This is a genomic window from Roseovarius tolerans (assembly GCF_028885395.1).
Lineage (GTDB): Bacteria > Pseudomonadota > Alphaproteobacteria > Rhodobacterales > Rhodobacteraceae > Roseovarius > Roseovarius tolerans.
Window position 1 is genome coordinate 1,252,761 of the sequence record NZ_CP118494.1, and the last position, 21,911, is coordinate 1,274,671.

General features: G+C 65.6%; 26 protein-coding genes and 1 tRNA gene. 15 read left to right on the plus strand and 12 right to left on the minus strand.

Annotated elements, in window-relative coordinates; genetic code table 11:
- Positions 1-73: 73 nt before the first annotated feature.
- Positions 74-814, plus strand: a complete 741-nt coding sequence (locus PVU19_RS06145; RefSeq protein WP_050661113.1) for a YebC/PmpR family DNA-binding transcriptional regulator — start codon at positions 74-76, stop codon at positions 812-814.
- 72 nt (positions 815-886) lie between these two features.
- Here PVU19_RS06145 and PVU19_RS06150 read toward each other — a convergent pair whose 3' ends face one another.
- Positions 887-1,774 (minus strand): LysR family transcriptional regulator ArgP, encoded by an 888-nt coding sequence (locus tag PVU19_RS06150; protein ID WP_050661114.1) that lies wholly within the window; start codon positions 1,772-1,774, stop codon positions 887-889.
- Between the two features lie 125 nt (positions 1,775-1,899).
- Here PVU19_RS06150 and PVU19_RS06155 point away from each other — a divergent pair, with 125 nt between their 5' ends.
- The 3 genes from PVU19_RS06155 (at position 1,900) to PVU19_RS06165 (ending at position 4,524) form a co-directional block, all read left to right on the plus strand.
- The gene (locus PVU19_RS06155) at positions 1,900-2,493 is read left to right on the plus strand and encodes a LysE/ArgO family amino acid transporter (protein ID WP_050661115.1); all 594 of its coding nucleotides are present in this window, start codon (positions 1,900-1,902) and stop codon (positions 2,491-2,493) included.
- 83 nt (positions 2,494-2,576) lie between these two features.
- The gene (locus tag PVU19_RS06160) at positions 2,577-3,506 is read left to right on the plus strand and encodes a pirin family protein (RefSeq protein ID WP_050661116.1); all 930 of its coding nucleotides are present in this window, start codon (positions 2,577-2,579) and stop codon (positions 3,504-3,506) included.
- 97 nt (positions 3,507-3,603) lie between these two features.
- The gene (locus PVU19_RS06165) at positions 3,604-4,524 is read left to right on the plus strand and encodes a DMT family transporter (RefSeq protein ID WP_050661162.1); all 921 of its coding nucleotides are present in this window, start codon (positions 3,604-3,606) and stop codon (positions 4,522-4,524) included.
- A gap of 19 nt (positions 4,525-4,543) precedes the next feature.
- Here PVU19_RS06165 and PVU19_RS06170 read toward each other — a convergent pair whose 3' ends face one another.
- Positions 4,544-4,759, minus strand: coding sequence for a hypothetical protein (locus PVU19_RS06170; RefSeq protein WP_050661117.1), 216 nt, complete (start codon positions 4,757-4,759; stop codon positions 4,544-4,546).
- Positions 4,760-4,903: 144 nt separating this feature from the next.
- Between PVU19_RS06170 and PVU19_RS06175 the strand changes: the two genes are divergently transcribed.
- Positions 4,904-5,164 (plus strand): DUF2312 domain-containing protein, encoded by a 261-nt coding sequence (locus tag PVU19_RS06175; protein WP_050661118.1) that lies wholly within the window; start codon positions 4,904-4,906, stop codon positions 5,162-5,164.
- 215 nt (positions 5,165-5,379) lie between these two features.
- On the opposite strand, the gene PVU19_RS06180 is transcribed toward PVU19_RS06175, so the two are convergent.
- Together PVU19_RS06180 and PVU19_RS06185 are read right to left on the minus strand one after the other, a co-directional pair.
- Positions 5,380-6,033: a hypothetical protein gene (locus PVU19_RS06180; protein WP_200901833.1), complete on the minus strand. Its 654-nt coding sequence runs from the start codon at positions 6,031-6,033 to the stop codon at positions 5,380-5,382.
- Positions 6,034-6,129: 96 nt separating this feature from the next.
- Entirely contained in the window at positions 6,130-7,005 is an 876-nt protein-coding gene (locus PVU19_RS06185; RefSeq protein ID WP_162838248.1) for a hypothetical protein, read from the minus strand.
- A 139-nt stretch (positions 7,006-7,144) separates the two neighbouring features.
- Between PVU19_RS06185 and PVU19_RS06190 the strand changes: the two genes are divergently transcribed.
- The 8 genes from PVU19_RS06190 (at position 7,145) to PVU19_RS06225 (ending at position 11,609) form a co-directional block, all read left to right on the plus strand.
- A tRNA-Thr gene (locus tag PVU19_RS06190) sits at positions 7,145-7,220 on the plus strand.
- A gap of 350 nt (positions 7,221-7,570) precedes the next feature.
- Positions 7,571-8,020, plus strand: coding sequence for a hypothetical protein (locus PVU19_RS06195; RefSeq protein ID WP_050661121.1), 450 nt, complete (start codon positions 7,571-7,573; stop codon positions 8,018-8,020).
- A complete protein-coding gene (locus tag PVU19_RS06200) occupies positions 8,017-8,694 on the plus strand; it encodes a MotA/TolQ/ExbB proton channel family protein (RefSeq protein ID WP_050661122.1) in 678 nt (225 codons plus the stop codon). Before PVU19_RS06195 ends, PVU19_RS06200 begins: the two co-directional genes overlap by 4 nt.
- Positions 8,687-9,067, plus strand: coding sequence for a biopolymer transporter ExbD (locus PVU19_RS06205; protein WP_050661123.1), 381 nt, complete (start codon positions 8,687-8,689; stop codon positions 9,065-9,067). Before PVU19_RS06200 ends, PVU19_RS06205 begins: the two co-directional genes overlap by 8 nt.
- Positions 9,064-9,438, plus strand: coding sequence for an ExbD/TolR family protein (locus PVU19_RS06210; protein WP_050661124.1), 375 nt, complete (start codon positions 9,064-9,066; stop codon positions 9,436-9,438). Before PVU19_RS06205 ends, PVU19_RS06210 begins: the two co-directional genes overlap by 4 nt.
- Positions 9,435-10,388 carry a TonB family protein gene (locus PVU19_RS06215; RefSeq protein ID WP_050661125.1) on the plus strand — a complete coding sequence of 318 codons (954 nt, stop codon included), beginning with the start codon at positions 9,435-9,437 and terminating at the stop codon, positions 10,386-10,388. The genes PVU19_RS06210 and PVU19_RS06215 overlap by 4 nt, the downstream gene beginning before the upstream one ends.
- Before the next feature lie 76 nt (positions 10,389-10,464).
- Positions 10,465-11,298: a GAF domain-containing protein gene (locus PVU19_RS06220; protein WP_050661126.1), complete on the plus strand. Its 834-nt coding sequence runs from the start codon at positions 10,465-10,467 to the stop codon at positions 11,296-11,298.
- 2 nt (positions 11,299-11,300) lie between these two features.
- Positions 11,301-11,609: a hypothetical protein gene (locus tag PVU19_RS06225; protein ID WP_050661127.1), complete on the plus strand. Its 309-nt coding sequence runs from the start codon at positions 11,301-11,303 to the stop codon at positions 11,607-11,609.
- A gap of 17 nt (positions 11,610-11,626) precedes the next feature.
- Here the strand turns inward: PVU19_RS06225 and PVU19_RS06230 are convergent, their stop codons facing one another.
- Together PVU19_RS06230 and PVU19_RS06235 are read right to left on the minus strand one after the other, a co-directional pair.
- Entirely contained in the window at positions 11,627-12,670 is a 1,044-nt protein-coding gene (locus tag PVU19_RS06230; protein WP_050661163.1) for a patatin-like phospholipase family protein, read from the minus strand.
- 105 nt (positions 12,671-12,775) lie between these two features.
- Positions 12,776-12,871, minus strand: a complete 96-nt coding sequence (locus PVU19_RS06235; protein ID WP_420833257.1) for a hypothetical protein — start codon at positions 12,869-12,871, stop codon at positions 12,776-12,778.
- Between the two features lie 275 nt (positions 12,872-13,146).
- Between PVU19_RS06235 and PVU19_RS06240 the strand changes: the two genes are divergently transcribed.
- Positions 13,147-14,433, plus strand: coding sequence for a PQQ-dependent sugar dehydrogenase (locus PVU19_RS06240; protein WP_050661164.1), 1,287 nt, complete (start codon positions 13,147-13,149; stop codon positions 14,431-14,433).
- A gap of 41 nt (positions 14,434-14,474) precedes the next feature.
- Here the strand turns inward: PVU19_RS06240 and PVU19_RS06245 are convergent, their stop codons facing one another.
- The 3 genes from PVU19_RS06245 to PVU19_RS06255 are packed head-to-tail and all read right to left on the minus strand — an operon-like array spanning position 14,475 to position 18,533.
- A complete protein-coding gene (locus PVU19_RS06245; protein WP_050661128.1) occupies positions 14,475-15,512 on the minus strand; it encodes a lipocalin-like domain-containing protein in 1,038 nt (345 codons plus the stop codon).
- Complete coding sequence (locus PVU19_RS06250; protein ID WP_050661129.1) at positions 15,502-17,886, minus strand: FtsX-like permease family protein; 2,385 nt, start codon at positions 17,884-17,886, stop codon at positions 15,502-15,504. The genes PVU19_RS06245 and PVU19_RS06250 overlap by 11 nt, the downstream gene beginning before the upstream one ends.
- Positions 17,883-18,533 (minus strand): ABC transporter ATP-binding protein, encoded by a 651-nt coding sequence (locus PVU19_RS06255; RefSeq protein WP_050661130.1) that lies wholly within the window; start codon positions 18,531-18,533, stop codon positions 17,883-17,885. The genes PVU19_RS06250 and PVU19_RS06255 overlap by 4 nt, the downstream gene beginning before the upstream one ends.
- Before the next feature lie 153 nt (positions 18,534-18,686).
- On the opposite strand from PVU19_RS06255, the gene PVU19_RS06260 reads away from it, so the two are divergent.
- Positions 18,687-18,848, plus strand: coding sequence for a hypothetical protein (locus PVU19_RS06260; protein ID WP_160316335.1), 162 nt, complete (start codon positions 18,687-18,689; stop codon positions 18,846-18,848).
- Positions 18,849-18,918: 70 nt separating this feature from the next.
- Here the strand turns inward: PVU19_RS06260 and PVU19_RS06265 are convergent, their stop codons facing one another.
- The 3 genes from PVU19_RS06265 to PVU19_RS06275 are packed head-to-tail and all read right to left on the minus strand — an operon-like array spanning position 18,919 to position 21,772.
- Positions 18,919-19,596: an ABC transporter ATP-binding protein gene (locus PVU19_RS06265; RefSeq protein ID WP_050661131.1), complete on the minus strand. Its 678-nt coding sequence runs from the start codon at positions 19,594-19,596 to the stop codon at positions 18,919-18,921.
- Positions 19,593-20,798: an ABC transporter permease gene (locus tag PVU19_RS06270; RefSeq protein WP_050661132.1), complete on the minus strand. Its 1,206-nt coding sequence runs from the start codon at positions 20,796-20,798 to the stop codon at positions 19,593-19,595. Before PVU19_RS06270 ends, PVU19_RS06265 begins: the two co-directional genes overlap by 4 nt.
- Entirely contained in the window at positions 20,798-21,772 is a 975-nt protein-coding gene (locus PVU19_RS06275; RefSeq protein ID WP_050661165.1) for an efflux RND transporter periplasmic adaptor subunit, read from the minus strand. Before PVU19_RS06275 ends, PVU19_RS06270 begins: the two co-directional genes overlap by 1 nt.
- Between the last annotated feature and the right edge of the window lie 139 nt (positions 21,773-21,911).

The window sequence follows — 21,911 nt, forward strand, 5'->3', positions numbered from 1 at the left end:
GAGAGGGGCGTTGCCCTGCTGCGCGACAGCGGATAAAAGGCGTCAGATTTCCGAAGATGCAGGAGAAGGCACCATGGCCGGCCATTCCAAATGGGCGAATATTCAACACCGCAAGGGGCGCCAGGATGCCGTGCGGGCGAAACTTTTCTCCAAGTTTTCCAAGGAGGTCACCGTCGCCGCAAAGATGGGCGACCCGGACCCCGACAAGAACCCCCGCCTCCGCCTCGCGATCAAGGAAGCCAAGGCGCAGTCGATGCCCAAGGACAATATCGAGCGCGCCATCAAGAAGGCGTCGGGCGGCGATGCCGAGGATTATGAAGAAATCCGGTACGAAGGGTACGGCCCCAACGGCGTCGCGGTGATCGTCGAGGCAATGACCGACAACCGCAACCGAACCGCATCGACCGTGCGGTCGACTTTTTCCAAGAATGGCGGCAACTTAGGCGAGACCGGCAGCGTCGGCTTCATGTTCGAGCGCAAGGGCGAGATCACCTATCCCGCAGAGGTGGGCGATGCCGACACAGTCATGATGGCCGCGATCGAGGCCGGCGCCGAAGATGTCGAAAGCGCCGAAGACGGTCACGTGATCTGGTGCGCCGATACGGACCTCAACGACGTGTCCAATGCGCTCGAGGCGGAACTCGGCGAGAGCACATCGACCAAGCTGGTGTGGAAACCCACCACCACCACCGAGATGGACCTCGAGAACATGGAAAAGCTGATGAAGCTGATCGAGGCGCTGGAGGATGACGACGACGTGCAGCGCGTCACCACCAATTTCGAAGCCTCGGACGAGGTGATCGAGCAGCTTTGACGGCTGCTCTTTCGGGCTGAGTATTTCTGGCAAGATGACACAAGGGCCGCTCTTTTTGGGCGGCCCTTTGCGTCAGTCGGGGGGCAGCAGCCCGGTGCGCCCTGCACGGCGCAGCGCGCGGGTGACAGGGCGGAGTGCCGTGCTCATCAGGCGCGAGGATTGCCAGTAGAGCGGGGTGTCGAGCGGTGTGTCGGGGATGAGCGCGCGCAACGTGCCATCCGCGAGATCCTGCGCCACGAGCGGCTCGGGGTTCATGCCCCACCCGAGGCCGAGCCGGGCTGCGGTGGCGAAACCCTCGGACGACGGCAGCCGGTGACAGGGCGGCGTGAGCGCGGCCCCGGTGGCATGGGTGATCCAGCGATGTTGTAGCTGATCGCGGCTGTCGAATTGCAGCATCGGGGCGAGGGCGAGGGTATCAGCAGTAACGCCTGCGCTGAAGTGGCGGTCAATAAAGGTGGGGCTGGCGGTGGCGATATAGCGCAAGCGCCCCAGCGGTGTCACATCGCAGCCAGGCAGCGGGGCCGCGCGCGAGGTGAGCGCGCCCAGCACTTCGCCCCGGGTGAGCCGGTCATGGGCCGTGTCCTGATCCTCGATCACCAGATCGAAGAGATGGCCCGATAACTGAGCGAGCGCGTCGGGCAGCCATGTGGCGAGGCTGTCGGCGTTGATCGCGAGGCGCAGCCGGGTTTGCGGGGTAGGGGCCAGGCCCGCCAGATCCCGGGCGAGACGGGCGTCGAGCAGTGCCACCTGATCGGCATGGGCGGCGAGGCGCTGGCCCGCCTCGGTCGCCGTGCAGGGAGTGGTGCGGTGAACCAACTGCGCGCCGATACGCGATTCGAGCGCCTTGATCCGCTGCGAGATCGCAGATTGGGTGACGCCGAGATGCCGCGCCGCGGCTTCGAAGCTGCCGGTCTGCAGGATCGCCGTCAGGGTAGTGAGGTGATCGGACGGGAGGGGCATCAGATGTACTTATAATGAGTAAACATAGTGAATTTGGATAATGTGATGTGGCGCGGTAGGCAAGCCGTGGCGCGGGTGACGGCCTCGGGTTTTCGAGTATTTTGCCAAGAAGAAGGGGCAGGGGCATGCAGGCAGGGCTGGCGGGGTTTGCGTTGGGGTTTTCGCTCATTCTCGCGATCGGGGCGCAGAATGCCTTTGTCTTGCGGCAGGGGCTGCGGCGCGAGCATGTGCTGGCGGTGGTGCTGGTCTGTGCCTGTTCCGACGCGGTGCTGGTGGCCGCAGGGGTCAGCGGCTTTGGCGCGCTGGCCGAATTGGTGCCGGGGCTGGAGCGGGTGATGCGCTATGGCGGGGCGGCGTTCCTGCTGATTTACGGCGCGCGCAGCTTCTGGGCCGCGTGGCGCGGTGGGGCCGTGTTGGAGGCAGGCCATGGTGCGGGCAGCCTGCGGCGTGCGGTGCTGACCTGTCTGGCGCTGACCTGGCTCAACCCGCATGTCTATCTCGATACAGTGGTGCTTCTGGGCTCGATTTCTGCGCAATACGAGGATCGGCTGGCATTCGGCATCGGCGCGGTCTGCGCGAGTTTTGTGTTCTTCTTTGCATTGGGCTATGGCGCGCGGTTGCTTGCCCCGGTCTTTCGCCGTCCGGTCAGTTGGCGGGTGCTCGACGCCGGGGTGGGCGCGGTGATGTGGGCGATCGCCGCGAACCTTCTGACCGGCTGAGCCTGCACAGGGTCTGTGCGCGGCTGGCGGCTGAGCGGCGGGCGTGATCGTGCTACGATGGAGAATAGCATGGAGGATGCGCGATGAGCTGGAACCCGACAGTTGAGCCGGTCTGCCCCGATGCGGGGCCTGATGCGATAGAGACGGTGATCGTGCCGCGCGCCCGCGATATCGGCGGGTTCGAGGTGCGCCGGGCGCTGCCCGCGCCACGACGGCAGATGGTCGGGCCGTTCATCTTTTTCGACCAGATGGGCCCGGCGGAGTTTCTGACCGGGCAAGGCATCGACGTGCGCCCGCATCCGCATATCGGTCTTGGCACGGTCACCTACCTGTTCGACGGCGAATTTCAGCATCGCGACAGTCTGGGGACCGATCAGATGATTCATCCCGGAGCCGTCAACTGGATGGTGGCGGGACGCGGCGTGACCCATTCGGAACGCACGAGCGACGCCACCCGGCGCGGTGAAAGCAGGCTCTTTGGTATCCAGACTTGGGTGGCCCTGCCGGACGCCGAGGAAGAGCGGACCGCCAGTTTCGAACATCATGGCAAGAACGCGCTGCCGCTGCTGGAGGAGGGCGGCGCGCAGGCGCGGCTGATCATGGGGCGGGCGTGGGGTGCGACGGCGCCGGTCAGCACCTTTACGGATATGTTCTATGCCGATGTCCGGCTGGAGCCTGAGGCAGGCCTGCCGCTGCCCGAGGATCACGAGGATCGCGGGGTTTACGTGATCGCGGGTGCGGTCGAGGTGGCGGGTCAGGTGTTCGAGGCCGGGCAGATGATGGTCTTTCGACCCGGTGACCGGATCAGTATGCGCGCGGGTGAGGCCGGGGCGCGATTGATCGTCTTGGGCGGTGAGACGCTGAGCGGGCCGCGTTATATCTGGTGGAATTTCGTGGCCTCCGGCCGTGAAAAGATCGAAGCGGCCAAGGCGGATTGGGCGGCGGGGGACTGGGCCGAGGGGCGGTTCCGACTGCCGCCGGGAGATGACGCCGAGTTCATTCCTCTGCCCTGAGCTATGCAGCTAGCGGGACTTGGTGTTGCGCTTGGCGCATGGGAAAGCAGGTCGGGCACGCTCGACAGATGATGCGCGGCGTGAGTTAATGCATGCCATGAGCGCGAACGAGGGTATTTCGGCGGAGGCCGCCGCGCGTCCCGGATGGGGCGTGTTCTGGATGGTGGTGACGGGGCTACTCTTTGTGGGGGTCACGGCGCTGGTGAAGGTTCTGGGCACGCGGGTACCTGCCCCGCAGGCGGCGTTCCTGCGGTATGCGATGGGCCTGATCTTCTTGCTGCCGCTGCTGACCACGCTGCGCGATCTGCGGCTCGACCGGGGCACTTGGGGGTTGATCGGCGCTCGTGGCGCGTTTCATACTCTGGGCGTCGGGCTGTGGTTCTATGCGATGGCGCGCATTCCCATCGCGGATGTGACGGCCATGAATTACCTGTCGCCGATCTATGTAACACTCGGAGCGGCGCTTTTCCTTGGTGAGACGCTGGCGGCGCGCCGGGTGATGGCGGTGGTGGTGGCGCTCTGCGGTGCGCTCATCATCCTGCGGCCGGGGTTTCGCGAGGTGGGCACCGGGCACCTGGCGATGCTGTTCACCGCGATCTTTTTCGGCGGCTCTTATCTGCTGGCCAAGATGATATCGGGTCGGATCAGCGCCGGGGTGGTCGTGGCGATGCTGTCGATCACCGTGACGGTAGGGCTGGCCCCGATGGCCTGGGCGGTATGGGTCACGCCGACATGGTGGGAATTGGGGGTGCTGTTCTGCGTGGCCTGCCTTGCGACGGGGGGGCATTACACGATGACGCTGGCGTTTCGGTCGGCCCCGTTGACGGTGACGCAGCCGGTCACGTTTCTGCAACTGGTCTGGGCTGTGCTGTTGGGCGCGCTGGTCTTTGGCGAGGGTGTCGATATCTTTGTGGTGCTGGGGGGCACGGTCATCGTCGGCTCGGTCAGCTTCATCTCTTGGCGAGAGGCGGTGCTCAAGCGGCGGGTAACGCCGCCGGTGTCGGCGACCAAGGTGTAAGCGTGCGGGCGTTGGCGGCTCAGCCGAGCATGATGCCCACCACCACCATCATCAGGCCAAGCACCGACAGGAACAAGGCGCCGGTATTGAGCGGCATGACCCGTTGAATGGTGGCGCGCAGGTCGGTGTCGGATTGGCCTGCGCGGCGGGCCTTCCAGACGGTGAGGATACACCACACCAATCCCACCAGTCCGCCAAGCGACAGCGCGGCTCCGAGCCAGATCAGGATTTCCATGGCGGGTTCTCTCCTTGGTCAGAGGACGCTTGCGCCTGCGCGTAAGCGAAAGCGCTGCGCCCTGCAAGCCCTGCGCGCAGATGCCGCTTGCATGGCGACCCGCGCACGGATAGTCATGCTCCCTGTCCAGAGCGGAGGCCCCCAATGAACGATATGACGTCCGACAGCACCTATCGCGTGACCGCAGATGAGCTGCGCCAGTTCATCGAGCGGTTCGAGCGTCTGGAAGCCGAGAAGAAAGACCTCGCCGACCAGCAGAAAGAGGTCATGGCCGAGGCCAAGGCGCGCGGCTACGACACCAAGGTCATGCGCAAGGTGATCGCGCTGCGCAAACGCGACAAGGACGACATCGCCGAAGAAGAGGCGGTGCTGGAAATGTACAAGGAAGCGCTGGGCATGGCGTGATGTCGGCGCGGTGCATTGACACCAACGACATTTGATACCTGATCCAAAGGCTGCAGCCGGTCTTGCCCGCAGCCATTGTTCCTGCCCATTGGGGGCAAAATCGTGAGTGGCGTGCCGACGATCAACGTCTGCTGACATCGGCTGGTCTCTAGTGCGATTGGCCCGTTACATGGCGTGATGCAATGCTCAGATGGCGATCATCTCCGGGAGATTGGTCAGCCGCAGTAGCGGGATCGCACGTCATGGCGCGGTCGCGCAAGAGGCTCATGGAACATGGGCTCGCCGTCGATGAGATCACCCTTGCCTCGCGGTCCCTGATCTGCCCGCCGGTCGAGAGGTGAACGCGCGGGAGATGCAAACCCCGGTCTGAAGGACTGGCAAATGAACTGATCCTTGCGCGCGGCGCGCGTGATCTCGTCGGATGTGCCGGGCGTCAGCGTTACGATATGGCCCGCCTTGGTGCCCAGACCGCGCGTCTCGAAGGTCAGCGCGCGACGCAACTCGAAGCGGTGGGTCGCCTCGCCTTGCCCGAACAGAACATCCTCGCCCTGCCACTCCGTGCCCGTGGCAAAGCGCAGGTGAAATGTGCCCGGCGGCACCAGTACCCTGAAGAACGCGCCGCCCTCGATATAGGCGGCAAGCGCGGCCTCGCCGGTCTGCGTGTCGATCAGGGTCAGGTGATAGTCCGGCCCCGGTGGTGTCTTGATCTGAAGCGGAAACACCGCCGGCAGGCCGGTGCGATTCCACAACAACCCGGCAGGCGGTTGGGCTGAAGTTGTGGTCTGGCCGCTCTCGGCGAGGACCGGAACGCCGCCGAAGAGCAGCGCAACCATCAGTGCCAGGGGCCGTATGCTGAGTCTTTGGGTCACCACCCGCCTCGTCATTGCTGCTTGACTATCCCACCGCTGCGCGCGGCAGACGTCAGGCTGAGGGTAACACGTGTCGCAGGGCGGGTGAATGCCCGGTCAGGGCGTGATCATCTGCACCCCGTCGATGCGCTGGATCTCGTAGAGGTCCTCGTCGTAAAGATCGCTGAGGCGTGCAACGATCTCGTCGGTCCAGCCGGGCGCGTCGAGTTCTTCCTCGATCGCCTCTTCGTCGGCGAACTTGTCGAGGAAGGCCGCGATCACACGGCGTTTCTGCACCTCAGTCATGTTGGGATGTGCCTTCAGATAGGCGTGAAAGCGTTGCCGCCCCGGCTTGGTCATGATCTCGGACAGCAGCGCGAATTCGCCCGCGATCGGCACTGTGGCATCAATCCCGGCCATCTCGCGCACGATCTGCGACCAGATCAGCGGTGTATCCTCATTGCACCAGACGGTGATCGGCATGTCGGGATGGGCGTTGCGAATCCGTGCGATCAACTCTGACCAGCGCATGTCGGCGGGATCGTTGTCGTTGAGAAGGCGCGCGATGGAAGTGTAGGGCGTGCCGTGCAGCAAGGCGGGCAGGAACATCGCCGGGTTGCGCAGCCCGAGGAAAAGCTCGATCTCGTCGCCCGCGAAAATTTGCCGGAAGAGGCTGAGCCGCATATCCGCCGCCGGGTAGAGGATCGGCCCGCCGACCGCCATCTTGGGCGTGCCGAAGAAACCCTGGTTGGAGAGCACGAGCCTGTCGGTGACGTCCTCGGTGCTGATCGCGTCGATCACCACGTCGCGCGCATCGCCCGCAAGCCCCGCATCCTGCGCCTGCTGAAGGATGTCGCGCAAAAGCTTGCGATAGCTGGGCGGCGGCGGCACGTTCGTGCCGAACCGCGCGAGGGTGTCGCGATTTTCGGCGAGACAGGCAATCAGCCTGTCCTCATCCGTCATATGTGCGCCTGCGTGGAGTGCGACCTGCATGGGGACCTTGCGCCTCTTTCTTTGGTTCATTGGCCAATATAAGGGGTTTTGGGCGGAGTGAAACCGCAATCCCCATGCGGTGGCACCGGGAACAAACCCTCTTGAACCGCCGTGGATTCATCGCTAATGACGCGCTCGTGCCCCTATAGCTCAGCTGGTAGAGCAACTGATTTGTAATCAGTAGGTCCGCGGTTCGAGTCCGTGTGGGGGCACCAGTAAAATCCTGAAATCATTATAATTCCCGCTTTTGCGTCCGCATGTCCGTCCCGGCGTTGGTCATTTCCGTGGCGGGGCGTTCCGGCTCAATCGCTCTGATGCACCTGCCGGGCACGTCTTGGAACGGGGGTGCGAACGATCGTTCGGCGGACATTCCGAGGCGCGGCATGGGCGTGGTGCGAGCAGGGGCGCGGCAGTCCGGTTGATGTACTTGACTTTTTTGCTCGTGAATTGATATGCAGACATCAGCGGTGCGCCACGCCGTGCGCGTAACTCACCCTCTCAGCCAGCCTCGGTGCCAGCCCCTTGATCCGAATGCCCCTTATGAGCGGGGCGGAAAGGAGCTGTCATGACCGTGCCGTGCCGGGGACACATCTGCCATACCTTCGCTGCCATTCTCGCGCTGGCGGGCGGGGCCGCAGCGAAGCCCGCGCAAGCCGCCGATGGGGCGGCACTGACGATCACCCTCAACGCTGCCGCCGCGACCGACGCAGGCGGGTGTCGGCTGAGCTTTGTCATCCGCAACGATCTGGGGACGGCGATCGACAGTCTTGTTGCCGAGGCGGTGTTGTTCGACGCCGAGGGGCGCGTGACCACCATGAGCCTGTTTGATTTCGGGGTCGTGCCCGAGGGGCGGCCGCGGGTTCGGCAATTCGATTTGGCGGGGCAGGGCTGTGACGCCATAGGTGGGGTTCTGATCAACGGCATAGGTACCTGCGAGGGGAACGGTCTGTCACCTGCCACATGTGTGGACGGACTACGCCTGGCAAGCGAGACACGGATCGAGGTGACGGGATGACCCGGATGGATGCGATGCTCGCGCGGCTTGCCGCGCTGATCGAGATGGGCGGGCCGGTGATCGCTATCATCGCCTGCCTTTCGGTGGTGACGCTTGCGGTGATCCTTTACAAGTTGTGGCAGTTCCAGGCTTCGGGCGTGGGGCGGCATCATGCGTTGCGTGCTGCCGTGGCGGAGTGGGACCAGGGCGAGAGCAATGCCGCACGCCGCACTCTGGAGGCCTCACGCAGCTATCTTGCGCCGGTCATTGCCCGCGCCTTTGCCGCTGATCCGCGCAACCGCGCTGCGCTCCGGCGCATCGAGGCCGAGGCCGAGGCGCGGTTTTCCCGGCTCGAACGTGGTTTTCGCTTTCTTGATACGGTGGCGCAGGTGGCACCTCTGCTGGGCCTCTTCGGCACGGTTCTGGGCATGATCGAGGCGTTTCAGGCGCTGCAATCGGCGGGCGCGCAGGTCGATCCGTCGCTGCTCGCGGGGGGAATCTGGGTGGCGCTGCTGACCACGGCTGCCGGATTGGCGGTGGCGATGCCCGCCTCGGTGGTGCTGTCGTGGTTCGAATCGCGCATCGCCAAGGAACGGGCGCTTGCCGATCATGCGCTGAGCGTCGTGCTGGGCCCTGATCTGCAGCGGGCCCCGAAGCCTATGCCGCAGGGTCGGGCGGTGCCCCAGGATGCCTAGGGAGGCGTTCCGGCGGCGCAAGCTGTCACTCACCTCGCTGATCGACGTGATCTTTTTGCTGCTGTTGTTCTTCATGCTGTCTTCGACGTTCTCGCAATATGCCGAGGTCGATCTGGCCACGGCGGGGGCAGGGCAGGGGGCCGTGTCCGGGACACCTCCGATCTTCTTGCAATTGCGCCAAGACAGCCTGAGCGTGAACGCGCGTGAGGTGCCGTTCGACGCATTGGCCGGGGCGCTCGCGCCGCTGATCAAGGGAGAGACACGGGCGCTGGTCAGCACCGGCGTGCAGGTCACGTCGCAGCGGCTGACTGATCTGCTCATCGCCTTGCGCGGGGTGCCGGGGCTCTCGGTGCAGGTGCTGGTGCCGTCATGAAAGCCGAACGCCCCCGCCGCGAGCCGACGATCGCTCTGATCAACATCGTTTTCCTGATGCTCATCTTCTTCATGGCCGCTGCCACGCTCGCGCCGCCGCTCGATGGCGCGCTGAAGCTGGTGCGCACCGCCGATCTGGAGGGGCGCGCTCCGACTGATGCGCTGGTGGTCCATGCCGACGGGCGGCTGGCCTATCGCGGCGCGGCGGTGGCGGATGCGGCGGCCTACATGGCGCAGGTCGGGCCCGAGGAGATCGTGCGCATTGTCCCCGATGCCGCGCTGCCTGCGCCCGACCTGATCCGGCTGGGCGAGGCGTTGCGCCGCGCCGGAGCTCGCCGCGTGGTGATGGTGACCGAGCGGGGGCTACCATGATCCGCACGTCGCGCCTGATGCTGTCGTTTTGCGTGGCAATTGCCGTGGTGTTGCACGGGCTGGGGGCATGGCGGATGGAGACACGCCCGCAGGTCACAAGCGAAGGCGGGGCAGGCGCGTCCGAGGTGGTACTGGGCAGCGCCTTTGCCGATATGGTCGCGGGCGCGGCGCAGCCCGTGTCGAAAAGCACGGTGACGCCCAACCGAGAAGCGGAGCACGTGGCACGGCAGGTTGAGGCCCCGGCTGTGCGGGCGGCCTCCGTCGAGGAGGTGACGAAATCTGTCGAGCCCGCAAGGGCAGATCAGATTGTGCCGGTTCGGCCCTCCGCGGCCACGGTGCCGGTGCTGTCTGCACGCCAGTCTGGTCCGGTCGAGGCAGCACCGCCCGTCGCTGCCGCTCCATCGTCGCGCACCTCCGCCGAGGTTGCGCCGAAAAAGACGCTCGAGGCCGTGCCGGAGACCGTGGACGGGGTGGAGGTCTCGCGCCGCCCACAGGCGCGGCCCCGCGAGATCGAGCAACAAACCATGGTCCGGCAGACCTCCAAACCCGCGCGCAAGGCCGAGGTGCAGGGCCGGTCCGGCAACAATGCCACGCGCGATGCAACCCGGGGCAGCACCGCGGGGCGCGACACTGCCGCCGCGACGCGGGCAGGCCGCGAGACCGCGATAAAAAGCGACGAACCGGGCACCGCTGCCGCGAGCAGCTATCCCGGCGAGGTGATGCGCCATCTTGCCCGCGTGCCGCGCCCGCGTGCCGAGGCCCGGGGGGCCGCGCTGGTGCAGTTCAGCATCGCGACCGGTGGTCGGCTTGCCTCGTTGGGATTGGCGCAGTCGTCGGGGTCCACCCGGCTCGATCGCGCCGCATTGACCGTGGTGCAGCGCGCGGCTCCGTTTCCCGCGCCCCCTGCCGGCGCACAGCGCAGGTTCTCCGTCAGGATCGAGGGAAGGTAGAGCCGTTTCGTACAGTCAATGTTAAACTTCCGGACCCCGTGACCGTTGATCCACGTACCAACCTCACGGAGGAAGAATGTCACACCATGAATTCGTCTCGGCGCGCTTGCCTGCCAATGAGAACCGTCGACTTTCGGCGGTCAGGCGCACCGGCTTGATGGGCACCGCCAATAAGGCGCGCTTTGATATCTATACCCGCGTGTTCAGGCACATCGCGGGGGTGCCGGTCGCCTATACCGGCCTTCTAGATGAGGCCCGACAATATTTCCTGTCGGAGAACTTCACGGGCTGCCTGACAGGTGTGAGCGAGGTGGCTCGCGAGGCGACGTTATGCCAGCACGCGCTGCTTGACACAAAACCCTACATCGTGCCGGATTTGCGCGAGAATGACGTCTTTCGCCATCACCCTCTGGTGACAGGTGATCCGCAGTGGGTGTTCTGGGCGGGCTTTCCGCTGGTGACGCAGGAGGGCTATGTGCTGGGCACGGTCTGTGCCGTCGATTTCGAGCCGAGGCATATGTCTTCGGAGCAGGTTGATCTGCTGCGCGGGGTTGCCGCGGACATGGCGCTGACGATCCAGATGCAGGCCGATCAGCAGGAGATGCTGGCCGAGAAATGCGCAGGCGTGCTTGACGCGCTTGCCGGGGCAGAGATCGTAGATATCTCGACGGCGCGGGCATTTCTGGGGCTTTGCATGAACGGACCCATCGACAAGACCGGGCGCGCCCGGCTGGTGCAGGCCGGGCTGGCCATCGAGGAGGGGGCTGATCTTGCGCTGTCGGCCGAGGGCAACACTCTACGGACCGGGCAGGGGCTCGGTCCGGCGGCATACAAGGTCCAGGCATCGCCGATCCGCGATGCTGATCTGCTTGATGCGATGTTCGAAATGATGGACGAGGCGGAAACCTGAGCATGTACAGCAAAATCTACAACCTGAAATTCACGTCGATCACCGAGGCCAAGGTCGGCGTATCGTTCCTGTCGGAAGAGATCGGCGGAGCGATCCTGGAATCGAATATCGCCAGCCTGAGCATTCTTCTGGACAAGGAAGGCTTGGTTGTCGTGACCATCCGTTTCGACACGTTGGAGGACATGAACCAATTCGTTAAGCGAAAGTTCGAGGTGTTCGACAGCCTGAAGATGCCGTTCTCGCTGCGCTACTCGGAGCGGTCGGCGGTCGCCGTCTACACATTTGACCGTAAGGCCAGCAGCGTCGCCTGAGCGGTCGGGGCCGCGCGTCAGCCCTGATGCTCGGCCCCGATCCCCTGGAACATGGCGCGCAGATCGACGGTGCTGTCGACGCCGATGCGATCATGGAAGGTGTCGAGCCATGTCGCCGCCGTCTCGCGTCCGATGTCGCGCAGGCGGGTGAGGAAGGCCCATTCCACGTTCATCTTGGACGATGCCCCCATCGGCTTGAGCGCGTCCTCGTTCTCGATCAGGTGGACCTTGACGGGGCGATAGTGATCGGTTGAGAGCTTGCCCTGCGCGATAAGCCGGTCGACGAAGTCGATGGCGCGCAGTTCCTTGAGCAGGCTGGCGTTGAAGCTGATCTCGTTCAGCCGATTCTCGATCTCCTGCGCCGAGCGCGGCACGCCTTTCCGCTCGACGGGGTTGATCTGGACGACGACAATGTCGTCGGTGCCGGTCTTTCCGTAGAGCGGAAACAGCGCCGGGTTGCCCATATAGCCGCCGTCCCAATAGGGCACGCCGTCGATCTCGACCGCGCGGTAGAGGTGTGGCAGGCAGGCCGAGGCCATGACCATATCCGCCGTCAGGTCCTCGCGTGGGAAAACCTTGACGCGCCCGGTCTCGACATTGGTGGCCGAAACGAACAGCTCGAACGCCGTGCATTTGCGTACCATCTCGAAGTCGATGCTCTCCTCGACCAGGTCGCGCAGCGGATTGATGTTCATCGGGTTGAGTTGGTAGGGCGACGCGACGCCCGTCAGCGCGTTCATGAAGTGGTAGAACGGGTTGTTCTCCAGCCCCCAGTTGCCGGTCAGCCGGTCCATCGGCGTGCGTCGGAGGGGGGTATGTTGCGCACTCGTGCTCATGGCGCGCCAGAAGTGATCAAGCGCCGCGCGTGCGCCTTCGGGGCCTGCGCGGGTATAGCCGTCGGCCAGTGCCACGGCGTTCATCGCTCCCGCCGAGGTGCCCGAGACGCCCGCGATGCGCAGGCGTCCATCCTCCAGCAGATAGTCGAGCACACCCCAGGTGAAGGCCCCGTGCGCGCCGCCGCCCTGAAGGGCGAGGTTGATCGGCTTTTGGTTCTTCGGCATGGGGCGCCCTTTCTTGCTGCATTGCGGCATGTGCCGTCATAGCCGAAATCGGCGCGGGGCTGTAGGGGGAATGGCCCGGTGCCGTGTCACAGACACGTGTGTGCATCACTCGTCATAGCCGGTCATCTCCAGACAACCGGCGCCGGAATGGCTGCCGCTGATGGTCAACGGCCGTTCCCGATAGGGCACCGAGGAGGTCATCCAGGCATCGGGATTGATCGCCCGGACCGTCGCGTCGAGCCCGCGCGCGGGGCCTCACCGGACTGTGGCAATGGCGCTGAAAACCGCTGTCAGCACCAACAAAGGGGTATAAGCGCGAGGCCGGGGGAGGCACGCCTTTGAGCATGGGCGGGGATGTGGTGGTTTCCCCTTTTATGACCAGTCGGGTGTTGCGACACACGCATTCCGGGTTATGCTGCGAGCCGCGAACCAGGAAAACGGCCGCAAGCGACGGCCGTTGAAGAGAGGAAACCATGATGATTCGACCAACCCAACGCGCCTTGGCCAGCTTGACCGCAGGGGCCATCGCCACCGTGATCGGCGCAAGCCCCGCGCTTGCGCAATCCGGCATGAACACCACGAGCCTGCAACACGAGATCGTGCTCGACGGGCTCGACAGCCCGTGGGATATGACATTTCTCGAGGATGGCACGATGTTCTTCACGGAGAAATGCAATGGGCTCTCGGTCCGGATGCCCGACGGCACCGTGAATGCGCTTCTCGGCATGTCCGGCAGCGAGGACTATGCCTCGACCGCCGAGGATCTTGTCTGCGAAGGGCAAGCGGGCATGATGGGCGTCGCCATCGACCCCGGTTTCTCCGACAACCGCCGGATCTATGTCTATTCGACCTCCGAGAAATCCGATCCGCGCACCAACCGCCTGATGCGCCTCGTGGTGGGCGAAGATTTCTCCGCCGTGTCCGAGCGCACCGACATTGTCGATGACGTGCCCTACAAGGTGGAGGCCAGCGATCACCCGTTCGGCGGCCCCGGTGCGCATAATGGCGGGCGCGTGCGCTTTGGCCCCGACGGGGCGCTGTGGCTGACCACGGGCGACAACCACAATCCGGAGATCCCGCAAAGCCCGACGATGATGGGCTCCAAGGTGCTGCGGCTCGATACCGACGGCAATGCCCATAAAGACAACACGCCGCCTGAAGGTTTTGACAATCGGACCTATACCTATGGCCATCGCAATGTGCAGGGCATCGCCTTTCACCCCGGCACCGGGACATCGATTGTGGCTGAACACGGGCCCTGGCATTCGGACGAGATCACCGTCTTGCAGAATGGCGGGAATGGCGGCTGGGATCCGCGCGACAACATGGCTGGGCGCGGCGACTGCCCGGACGGGTATTGCGGCTACATGCCCAACCAGTCGGAGGGGATGAACCGCTACGAGCGCGCCTCTTTCATGCCGATGACCGATTTCGAGACCTATCCCGACGCAATGCCGCCGATCTGGACCAACAATGGCTGGTCGCAGGGCACCTCTGCGGCGGCGTTCCTGGAGGGTGAGCAATGGGGCGACTGGGACGGCGCCCTGGCGGTCAGCCTGATGGGCATCGGCTTTGGCGGCACGCCGATCGGCCAGCGTATCGACGTGATCGAACTCGACGAGGAGATATCGGTTTTCGATGTTACCGAAATGACCCTGCCGATGCAATCGGGCCGCTTCCGCGCGCTGGTTCTCGGGCCGGATGGCAGTCTCTATACCGCCATGGAAGAAGGCTCGATCCACAAGCTCACACCTGGCGGCTAAGGGTCAGCCGGTCACGCCGCAGATCGCGCGGCGTGACCGGATCACTCATCGTAGCCGGTCATTTCGAGATAGCCGGTGCCGGTGTGGCTGCCGCTGATGGTCACTGGCCCTTCCCAATAGGGCACCGAGGTGGTCATCCAGGCATCGGGATTGATCGCCGTCACCGTAGCGTCCAGGCCCTGTTCGGGCAGGCGCACCTGCCATTCGACCGGCACATCGCGCCCGGCCACCTCGTGCCATGAGAGCGGCGTTGCGGAAAACGCCCCATCGGGCAAGGCGGTCACCGCGCCTTGGGCGGTGATCCAGGTGCCGGCGGTGAAATCGCTGGCGCCGCGCAGCACGAAGCCCATCAACTTGTCACCGTTGTCAAACGAGAGCGAGAACCAGTCCCAGCCGTCCTGATCCTCGGCCAGCGGTTGCGAAGACCATTCCCGGTCGAGCCACGCCTGCCCTGTGACCGCGACATTGCCCTCGGGCAGTGTCAGCGTGCCAGTGAGATCGTAGAAGGGCTGCGAATAGTAATAGCTGGCTTGTCCCGCCGCCGATTTCACCGAATAGCCGTCTTGCCCATGCAGGACCAGCGGGCCGGTAGCTGCGAGATCGACATCATAGGCAAAATCCGGGCCCGACGCGGTAAGGGTGAGCGTATCGAAATCGGGGCCCTGCATGGCCCAATCGTCGATCCAAGCGTGGAATGGTGCGGGCTCCACTCCCGCCTGACCGATCCCGCCGCGCGCAAGCCGTTCGGCCACGTGATGCGCCTCGGGCGTGGTCACGGCGGCATGGCCCATCCAAAGCTGCGGGGTCTCCCAACCCTCGCCATCCCTCGGGGCGAGGGCGGAGCGAAAGAGCGTCCATTGCAGCCCGTAGGGAGTGCCGTCAGGGCCGGTCATGTTGGCGGTCAGATACCACCATTCGATGCGATAGGCGGGGTGTGGGCCGTGATCGGCGGGAAACTCCAGCGCGCGGTCCGGCTGCGGCGTGGCAAAGCCGTCGGCGGTGGTGCCCAGCCCGGCAAAACCCTGCGCCATGGCCTGTGCGGGCAGAAAAAGCAGCAGAAAAAGCGTCTTAACGTTCATTGCGGAACACTCCGAGCAGCTGCGCGGGCGGGGTGCGCGACAGCCGCCATGCGGGCCAGCTTGCCGCCAACGCCGCCGCCAGCAGCGCCAGCCCGGTCAGCCGCAAGTAATCGAGCGGAAAGAGATACATCGGCAGCCGCCAGCCAAACGCCTCTACATTGACCACCGCCAGAAGCGCCCATGCGAGGGCGAGGCCCAAAGGCAAAGCAAGCGCGGCGGTGAGCGCCGCGAGCACCACCGCGCGCAAAAGGTCGAGCCGCGCGAGGCTGCGCCGGGTGAGGCCGAGCGACCAGACCGGGGCCAGTTGCGGCAGGCGCATTGCGGCGAGCGTCAGCAGGCTCATCAGGATGGCGAAGCCCGCCACCGCCAACGTGAGCACGTTGAGCGCGGTGGTGACGGTGAAGGTGCGCTCGAACACCGCGAGCGACATGCGCTTGAGTGCGGCCTGATCGGTGATGGCGGCCTGCGGAACACCGGCCTCCTTCAGGGCCTCGCGCAGGGCTGCGACCTGGCCGGGGTCGCTGCGCAGGCCAAAGCGCAGGGCGACCACCTCGGGGTAGAGATCGCGAAAGAGCGGCTCGGTCACTATGACCTGCCCGATGGGATTGCCGTAATCTCCATAAATACCCAGCACGGCCATGCGAGTGCCCGGCGCGATGGTCACCTCATCGCCAAGGCTCAGATCGGAGCGGCGGAACATCTGTTCATTGATCAGCACGCCCTCGCCGCGCGCGAGCCTGTCCCAAGGGTTGGAAACGGCGTCCAGGAACTGCCAATTGTCGCGATAGGTCGCATGATCGCGCGCGGCATAGACCTTGGCGGGCATCCCGGCGACCTGCCGCTCGGTCGACAAAAGCGGCAGCAATGCATCGGCGTGATCGCGCGCCACCTCACGGATCACCTCGGCCTGCGCGGCATCCGCAGCCCTGACGTAAAGCTCCGAGGCAAGGCGTTGATCGAGAAAGCCGGTGAAGGTCAGCCGGAATGACGAGACCATGGTGGAGACGCCGACATTCGCCGCCATCGCCAGCAAGAACGCCATCAGTGCCAGCGACAGCCCAGGCACCTGTTGTCGCGTGTCGGCCCAGAACCACTCTGCGGTGGCGCTGCGCGCGGGTGTCTCGGCCCATCTCAGCACCAGCCCCAACAGCGGCGGCAACGCAAGCGCCCCGCCGATCAACAGCGCGCCGAGCATGGCAAAGCCCGCAAGCAGACCATCACCCCAGAGCGCCAGAGCGCCGGAGACCAAAAGGAGCAATACGGCGACCGTGGCCTGCCCGGTGCCCGAGCGCGCCATCATCAGCGCCCGCGGCTGTGCCCCGCTCAGAAGTGGCATGCGAGCCAATGACCAGAGCGCACCGCTTGCGGCCAGCGCCGTGCCGCCCAAGGCGATGCCCAAACCCGAGAGCCACCAGACGGGGCGCAGGCTGAGTTGCCCCGCTACATCCGCGCCATAGAGGCCGCGCAGCGTGGCGGCCACATCTGGCAGGAGGGCCGCCGCGATGAGATAACCGAGCGCCACGCCGATCCCGCCCGCAAGCAGTGCCAGCAGCGCCAGTTCCACCGCCATGAGGAGGATCAGCCGTCGCAGCGGCACGCCGAGGGCGCGCAGGGTCCGCACCATCGGACGGCGTTGCTCGAACGCAAGACCGATCGCGCCCTGCACGATGAAGAGGCCAACGGCGAAGGACAACAGGCCGAAGGCGGTGAGGTTGAGATGAAAGCTGTCGGTCAGCCGCGCCACGTCGCCGCCCTCCTGTGGGGCGCTGCGGATGAGATCGGGGGCAATGTCCGACAGCGGGCGCTGTGTGAGAGGCTGGTCCGGCAGGACGATCAGTCGGTCGATCTGCCCCTCGCGATCCAGGAGGCGCTGCGCCACGCCGATATCGGTCAGCGCGGTATTGGGGGCGACATCGGGGGCGGTCACCGGCTTAGCTGCCAGATCCGGCAGGCGGGCGAGCGTGTCGGAACGGGCGAAGACCTGACCGCTGCCCGAGAGGAACGCACCGAGATCAGCCTCGCCGCCCGCCCGCACCGGCCCCAGCCCGCCGGGGGTGGTCAGCGGCTCCAGCCCGATAAGGCGCACGCCATCGATGCGCCCTTCGATCACCGGCGAGACGGTCCAACCGGCACGGCGCAGGGCGACATACGTCTCTTGCGGGATCGCGCCACCGTCCCGCGCGGTGATTTGCGCATACTGCCCGTCGCCCAAGGTGGCCGCCGCTGCGTCATAGCTGGCGCGCGCCTCGGCGTTGATCGCCTGCACGCCCGACCAGAGCGCGGTGGCGAGCGCCAGCCCGGCCAGCAAGGTGATCAGCTGCAACGGGTTGCGCCGCCAATGCGACAGCAGCGCCGAGAGAATGACGCGGCTCATGTCAGCCGCCCGGCGCGCAGATGCAACCGCCGGGGCAGGCGCGCGGCGAGCCGTTCGGAATGGGTGACGAGGATGAGGCCCGCGCTGGTTTCCTCGACCAGTTCCTGCAGGAGGCTCATGACCGCATCGGAACTTGTCTCGTCGAGATTGCCGGTCGGCTCGTCAGCCAGCACAAGCTTCGGCCCGGCGGCAAGGGTGCGGGCGATGGCCACGCGCTGTTGTTGCCCGCCCGACAGCTGTTCGGGATATTTGTGGAGATGCTCCTGCAGCCCGAGGTGTGTCGCCAATTCGGCATCGCGTGCCGGGTCGTGCCGCCCAGCCAGCCGGGCCTGAAACGCGATGTTGCCCGCCACGCTGAGTGACGGGATCAGGTTGAACTGCTGAAAGATCACCCCGACGGTGCCACGCCGCAATCCCGCGCGCCCCGCATCGTCAAGCGGGGTGAGATCGGTGCCGTCGATCTCGAGCCGCCCGCTATCGGCGGTGTCGAGCCCACCGATCAGGTGCAAAAGCGTGCTCTTGCCCGAACCCGACTCGCCGGTGAGCGCCAGCATCCCGCCGACGTCGAGATCCAGTGAGACCCCGTGCAGCACCGGGGTTTCAGTGTCCGGATAACTTTTGGTGACGGTATCGAGGTGCAGAAGCATGGCGTCTCCTTCGGGAAGCCAGATAAACCGTAAGCCACGGATGGGAAGGCGGAAAGGGGCCTTATCGCGCGCCCCGGCCTGCGACGCATCGCCCGTTGAACCGGGCCGGGGGGCGGGCGAATCGCTCTGGCGCTCGGCATCAAGCAGCGCGAGTTGCGCCGCGCGCTCACCGATGCCGGGCTCGTGGCCGGGCCGTTCACCGGGCCTGGACCGCGCGGGATCAACCGCCGTGGCGATCTGACCATTGGCCGCCTGCCGCTCACCACCAGCCTTTACATGGGCTTTGCCCGCAAACCCCGGAGGCCCGAATGCTGACGGCTGCTCTTCTTGTCACCGCTTCGCTGTTCGGCGGCATGGTGGTATATCCCTTCGTGAACGCCGCAGCCTAGCCCGTCACCACACCGTCGCCCACCACGATCTGCCTCTGGCACAGCGCGGCGATCTTCTCGTCATGGGTCGAGATCAGGAATGTGGTGCCCTCCTCGCGGTTAATCTGTGCGATGAGGTCCATCACCTGCATCGCCGAGACGCGATCGAGATTGCCTGTCGGTTCGTCCGCCAGGACCAGTTCGGGGCTGTTCATCAGGGCGCGCGCCACGGCGACGCGTTGTTTCTGGCCGCCAGACAGCTTGGTGGCGGGAAAGTCGATCCGGTCTGCAAGCCCCATGCGGGTGAGCAGGGCGCGCCCCCGCGTGCGGGCCTGCGGTGTCTCGCGGCCCTCGCGTACGGCTGTGGGGAAGATCACGTTTTCCAGCGCGGTGAAATCGGGCAGCAGGTTGTGGAACTGAAATACAAAGCCGATATGGGCATTGCGAAACTCGGTCAGCGCGCGGTCGTCGGCGGCAATGAGATCCCGCTCGAGCATCCGGTACTGGCCTGATGTTGGTTTCATCAAGGTGCCCAGGATCGTCAGAAGCGTGCTCTTGCCGGAGCCCGAGGGCCCCAGCAGCGCCGCCATCTCGCCGCGCTCCAGATGCAGCGTAAGGCCGCGCAGCACGCGGGTTTCGGCCTCGCCGATACCAAACGTCTTGACCAGATCGCGGACATCCAGGAGCGCGCTCATTGGCCGATCGCCGTGACCGGATCGACCCGCGCCGCCGAGCGCGCAGGCAGGATTGAGGCGAGGATCGCGCCGATCACCGTTAGAGTGATGGCCAGGCCGTAGGAGCCTTGGGTGATGTCCATCGGCAGGGTGCCCGGCTCGAACGCCTCGCGCGGGGGGAAGGGCAGTAGCGCGAGATACCCCGAGGCCGCCCCCATGACGCCCCCCATCAACCCAACGAGCGCGCCCTGCGCCACGAAGACGAAGACCACAAAGCCGCGCCCCGCACCCATGGCGCGCATGATGCCGATTTCAGGGCGGCGGCGATAGGTCGAGAGCAAAAGCGCCGAGGCAACGCCGATCACGATGGTGATGAGCGCGAAGGTTTTGAGGAAATAGCCGGTCTGCGCCTGCGCAGCGAGCGCCTCCATCAGCTGTTCGGCACCGTCGGTCCAGGGCACGGCATCCAGCCCGGTCAGGCTGCGGATGCGCGCTGCCGTGGTACCAGCGGCGTTGAGATCGAAGAGCTTGATCTCGATCCGGCTGACACCCTGCGGCATGGCAAAGAGGGTGCGCGCGCTCGAGAGGCTGACAAACGCGCGCGCCCCGTCGATCGCGCCGTTGCCGGTCTCGAAGATGCCCGAGAGGGTCAGCAGGGCGGTGACACCTTCGGAGCTTTGCAGGCGCAGCGGTTGATTAAGCGACAGGTCGAGATCCTCGGCCAGTTCCCGGCCAAGGACGATCAGGCCCGAGCCCAAGCGCGCCCGCCCCTCGAGCATGTAGCCGGGCAGATCGAGGATCGCGGCCTCGCGACCCGGCTCGATCCCGGTCACGCTGACCTGCGCCACCTGCGCGCCGCGCGTGAGAAACCCCGCCCCGGTGATCTGCGGCGAGACCGCCTTGACCCCCGGCACGCCTTCGATCAGCGACAGCCAGGTGGCAGCCTCGGCCAGCGAGGCGGTGCGGGTACGACCGCGCTGCGTGACCACCAGCACATGCCCTTGCGGCGCGATCAGGATTGCCGGATCGTCGGGCTCGGCCTCGATGGTGATATGCGCGATATCGCCCACCGTGCGCGCGAGGATGAATTGCGCAAGTCCGCCGATCAACGCCGACATGAAGATGAAGATGAAAACCCCGACCGCGACGCCCACCACCAGAAGCGCGGTCTGCGCCATATTGGCGGTCAGGTAACGCGCCGCGATCTTGAGTGCATAGAGCATCAGGGCTGCACCATCGTCACGGCCTGACCGGCAGTGATGCCACTGGCCTCGGTCACAAGGCGCTCGCCCACGGCCAGACCCTCGGTCACGATCAGCCGGGCGGCGGGCCAGTCCACGACCGAGACAGGCCGAAACATGGTGCGGCCCTCACGCAGGAGGAACACGCCGGTCTCGCCCTCCACCTCTGTCAGCGCAGTGCGCGGCACGGTCAGGGCCGCTGCGCGCGTTTCGACGATGATGTTGGTCGCGACGGTCAGACCCACGGGGGCCACGACCGGCGTGTCAAAGGACAGCTCCACCGCCAGCCCGCCGGTGGCGATGTCCACCCGTCGCGAGACATAGCTGACGCGCCCGGAGCGGATCTGCGTTTCTCCGGCGAGTTGCAGCACGGCGGGCTGGTCGGTGGCGATCTGGGTGGCATAGGCCTCATCCACATCGGCCTCGACCAGCAGGGTGCCGAGATCGGCAAGGGTCATCAGCGGGGTGGATGGGCTGACGAGTTGCCCCTGTTCGACATCGAGGCTCACCACGTGGCCCGAGACGGGGGCGCGGATGGTATGATTTTCCAGCGCGATGCGTGCCTGATCGAGTGCGGCGCTGAGGCGGGCGACCTCCTGCGTGGCGGCTTCCAGCTTGTGTGCGTAGGTATCGCGCACGGAACGCGCCACGGTCGTGTCGAGGGCAGCGGCGCGGTCGAATTCGGCGCGCGCCTCGGCCTGCGCATCCCGGGCCGCGTCCAGACGGGCCCGCGCCTGACGCAACAGCGTGCGCTGCGCGTTCGGGTCAACCTGAGCGAGGGTATCACCGGCCTCGACCGCATCGCCTTCGGCCACCGGCAGCGCGGTGAGTGTGCCGGTCATGGTCGGTGTGACCTCGACCGAGTTATCCGCCGCGATCCGCCCGTTGATGGCAAGGACACGGGTGATCGGTGCAGGCGCGACAGTCTCGACCGGCACGACTGGCGGGCGGTTCATCCAACTCTGGGCCAGGACCAGTGCCGTCAAGACCAGCCCAAGAGCAGCGAGCAGGACCCAGATCCGCCAGCGGCGCGATGCTTTGGGACGTTCGCGTCGCGATGACGGGACAAGCTGCCCGTGCGTCTGCTGCGGCGCA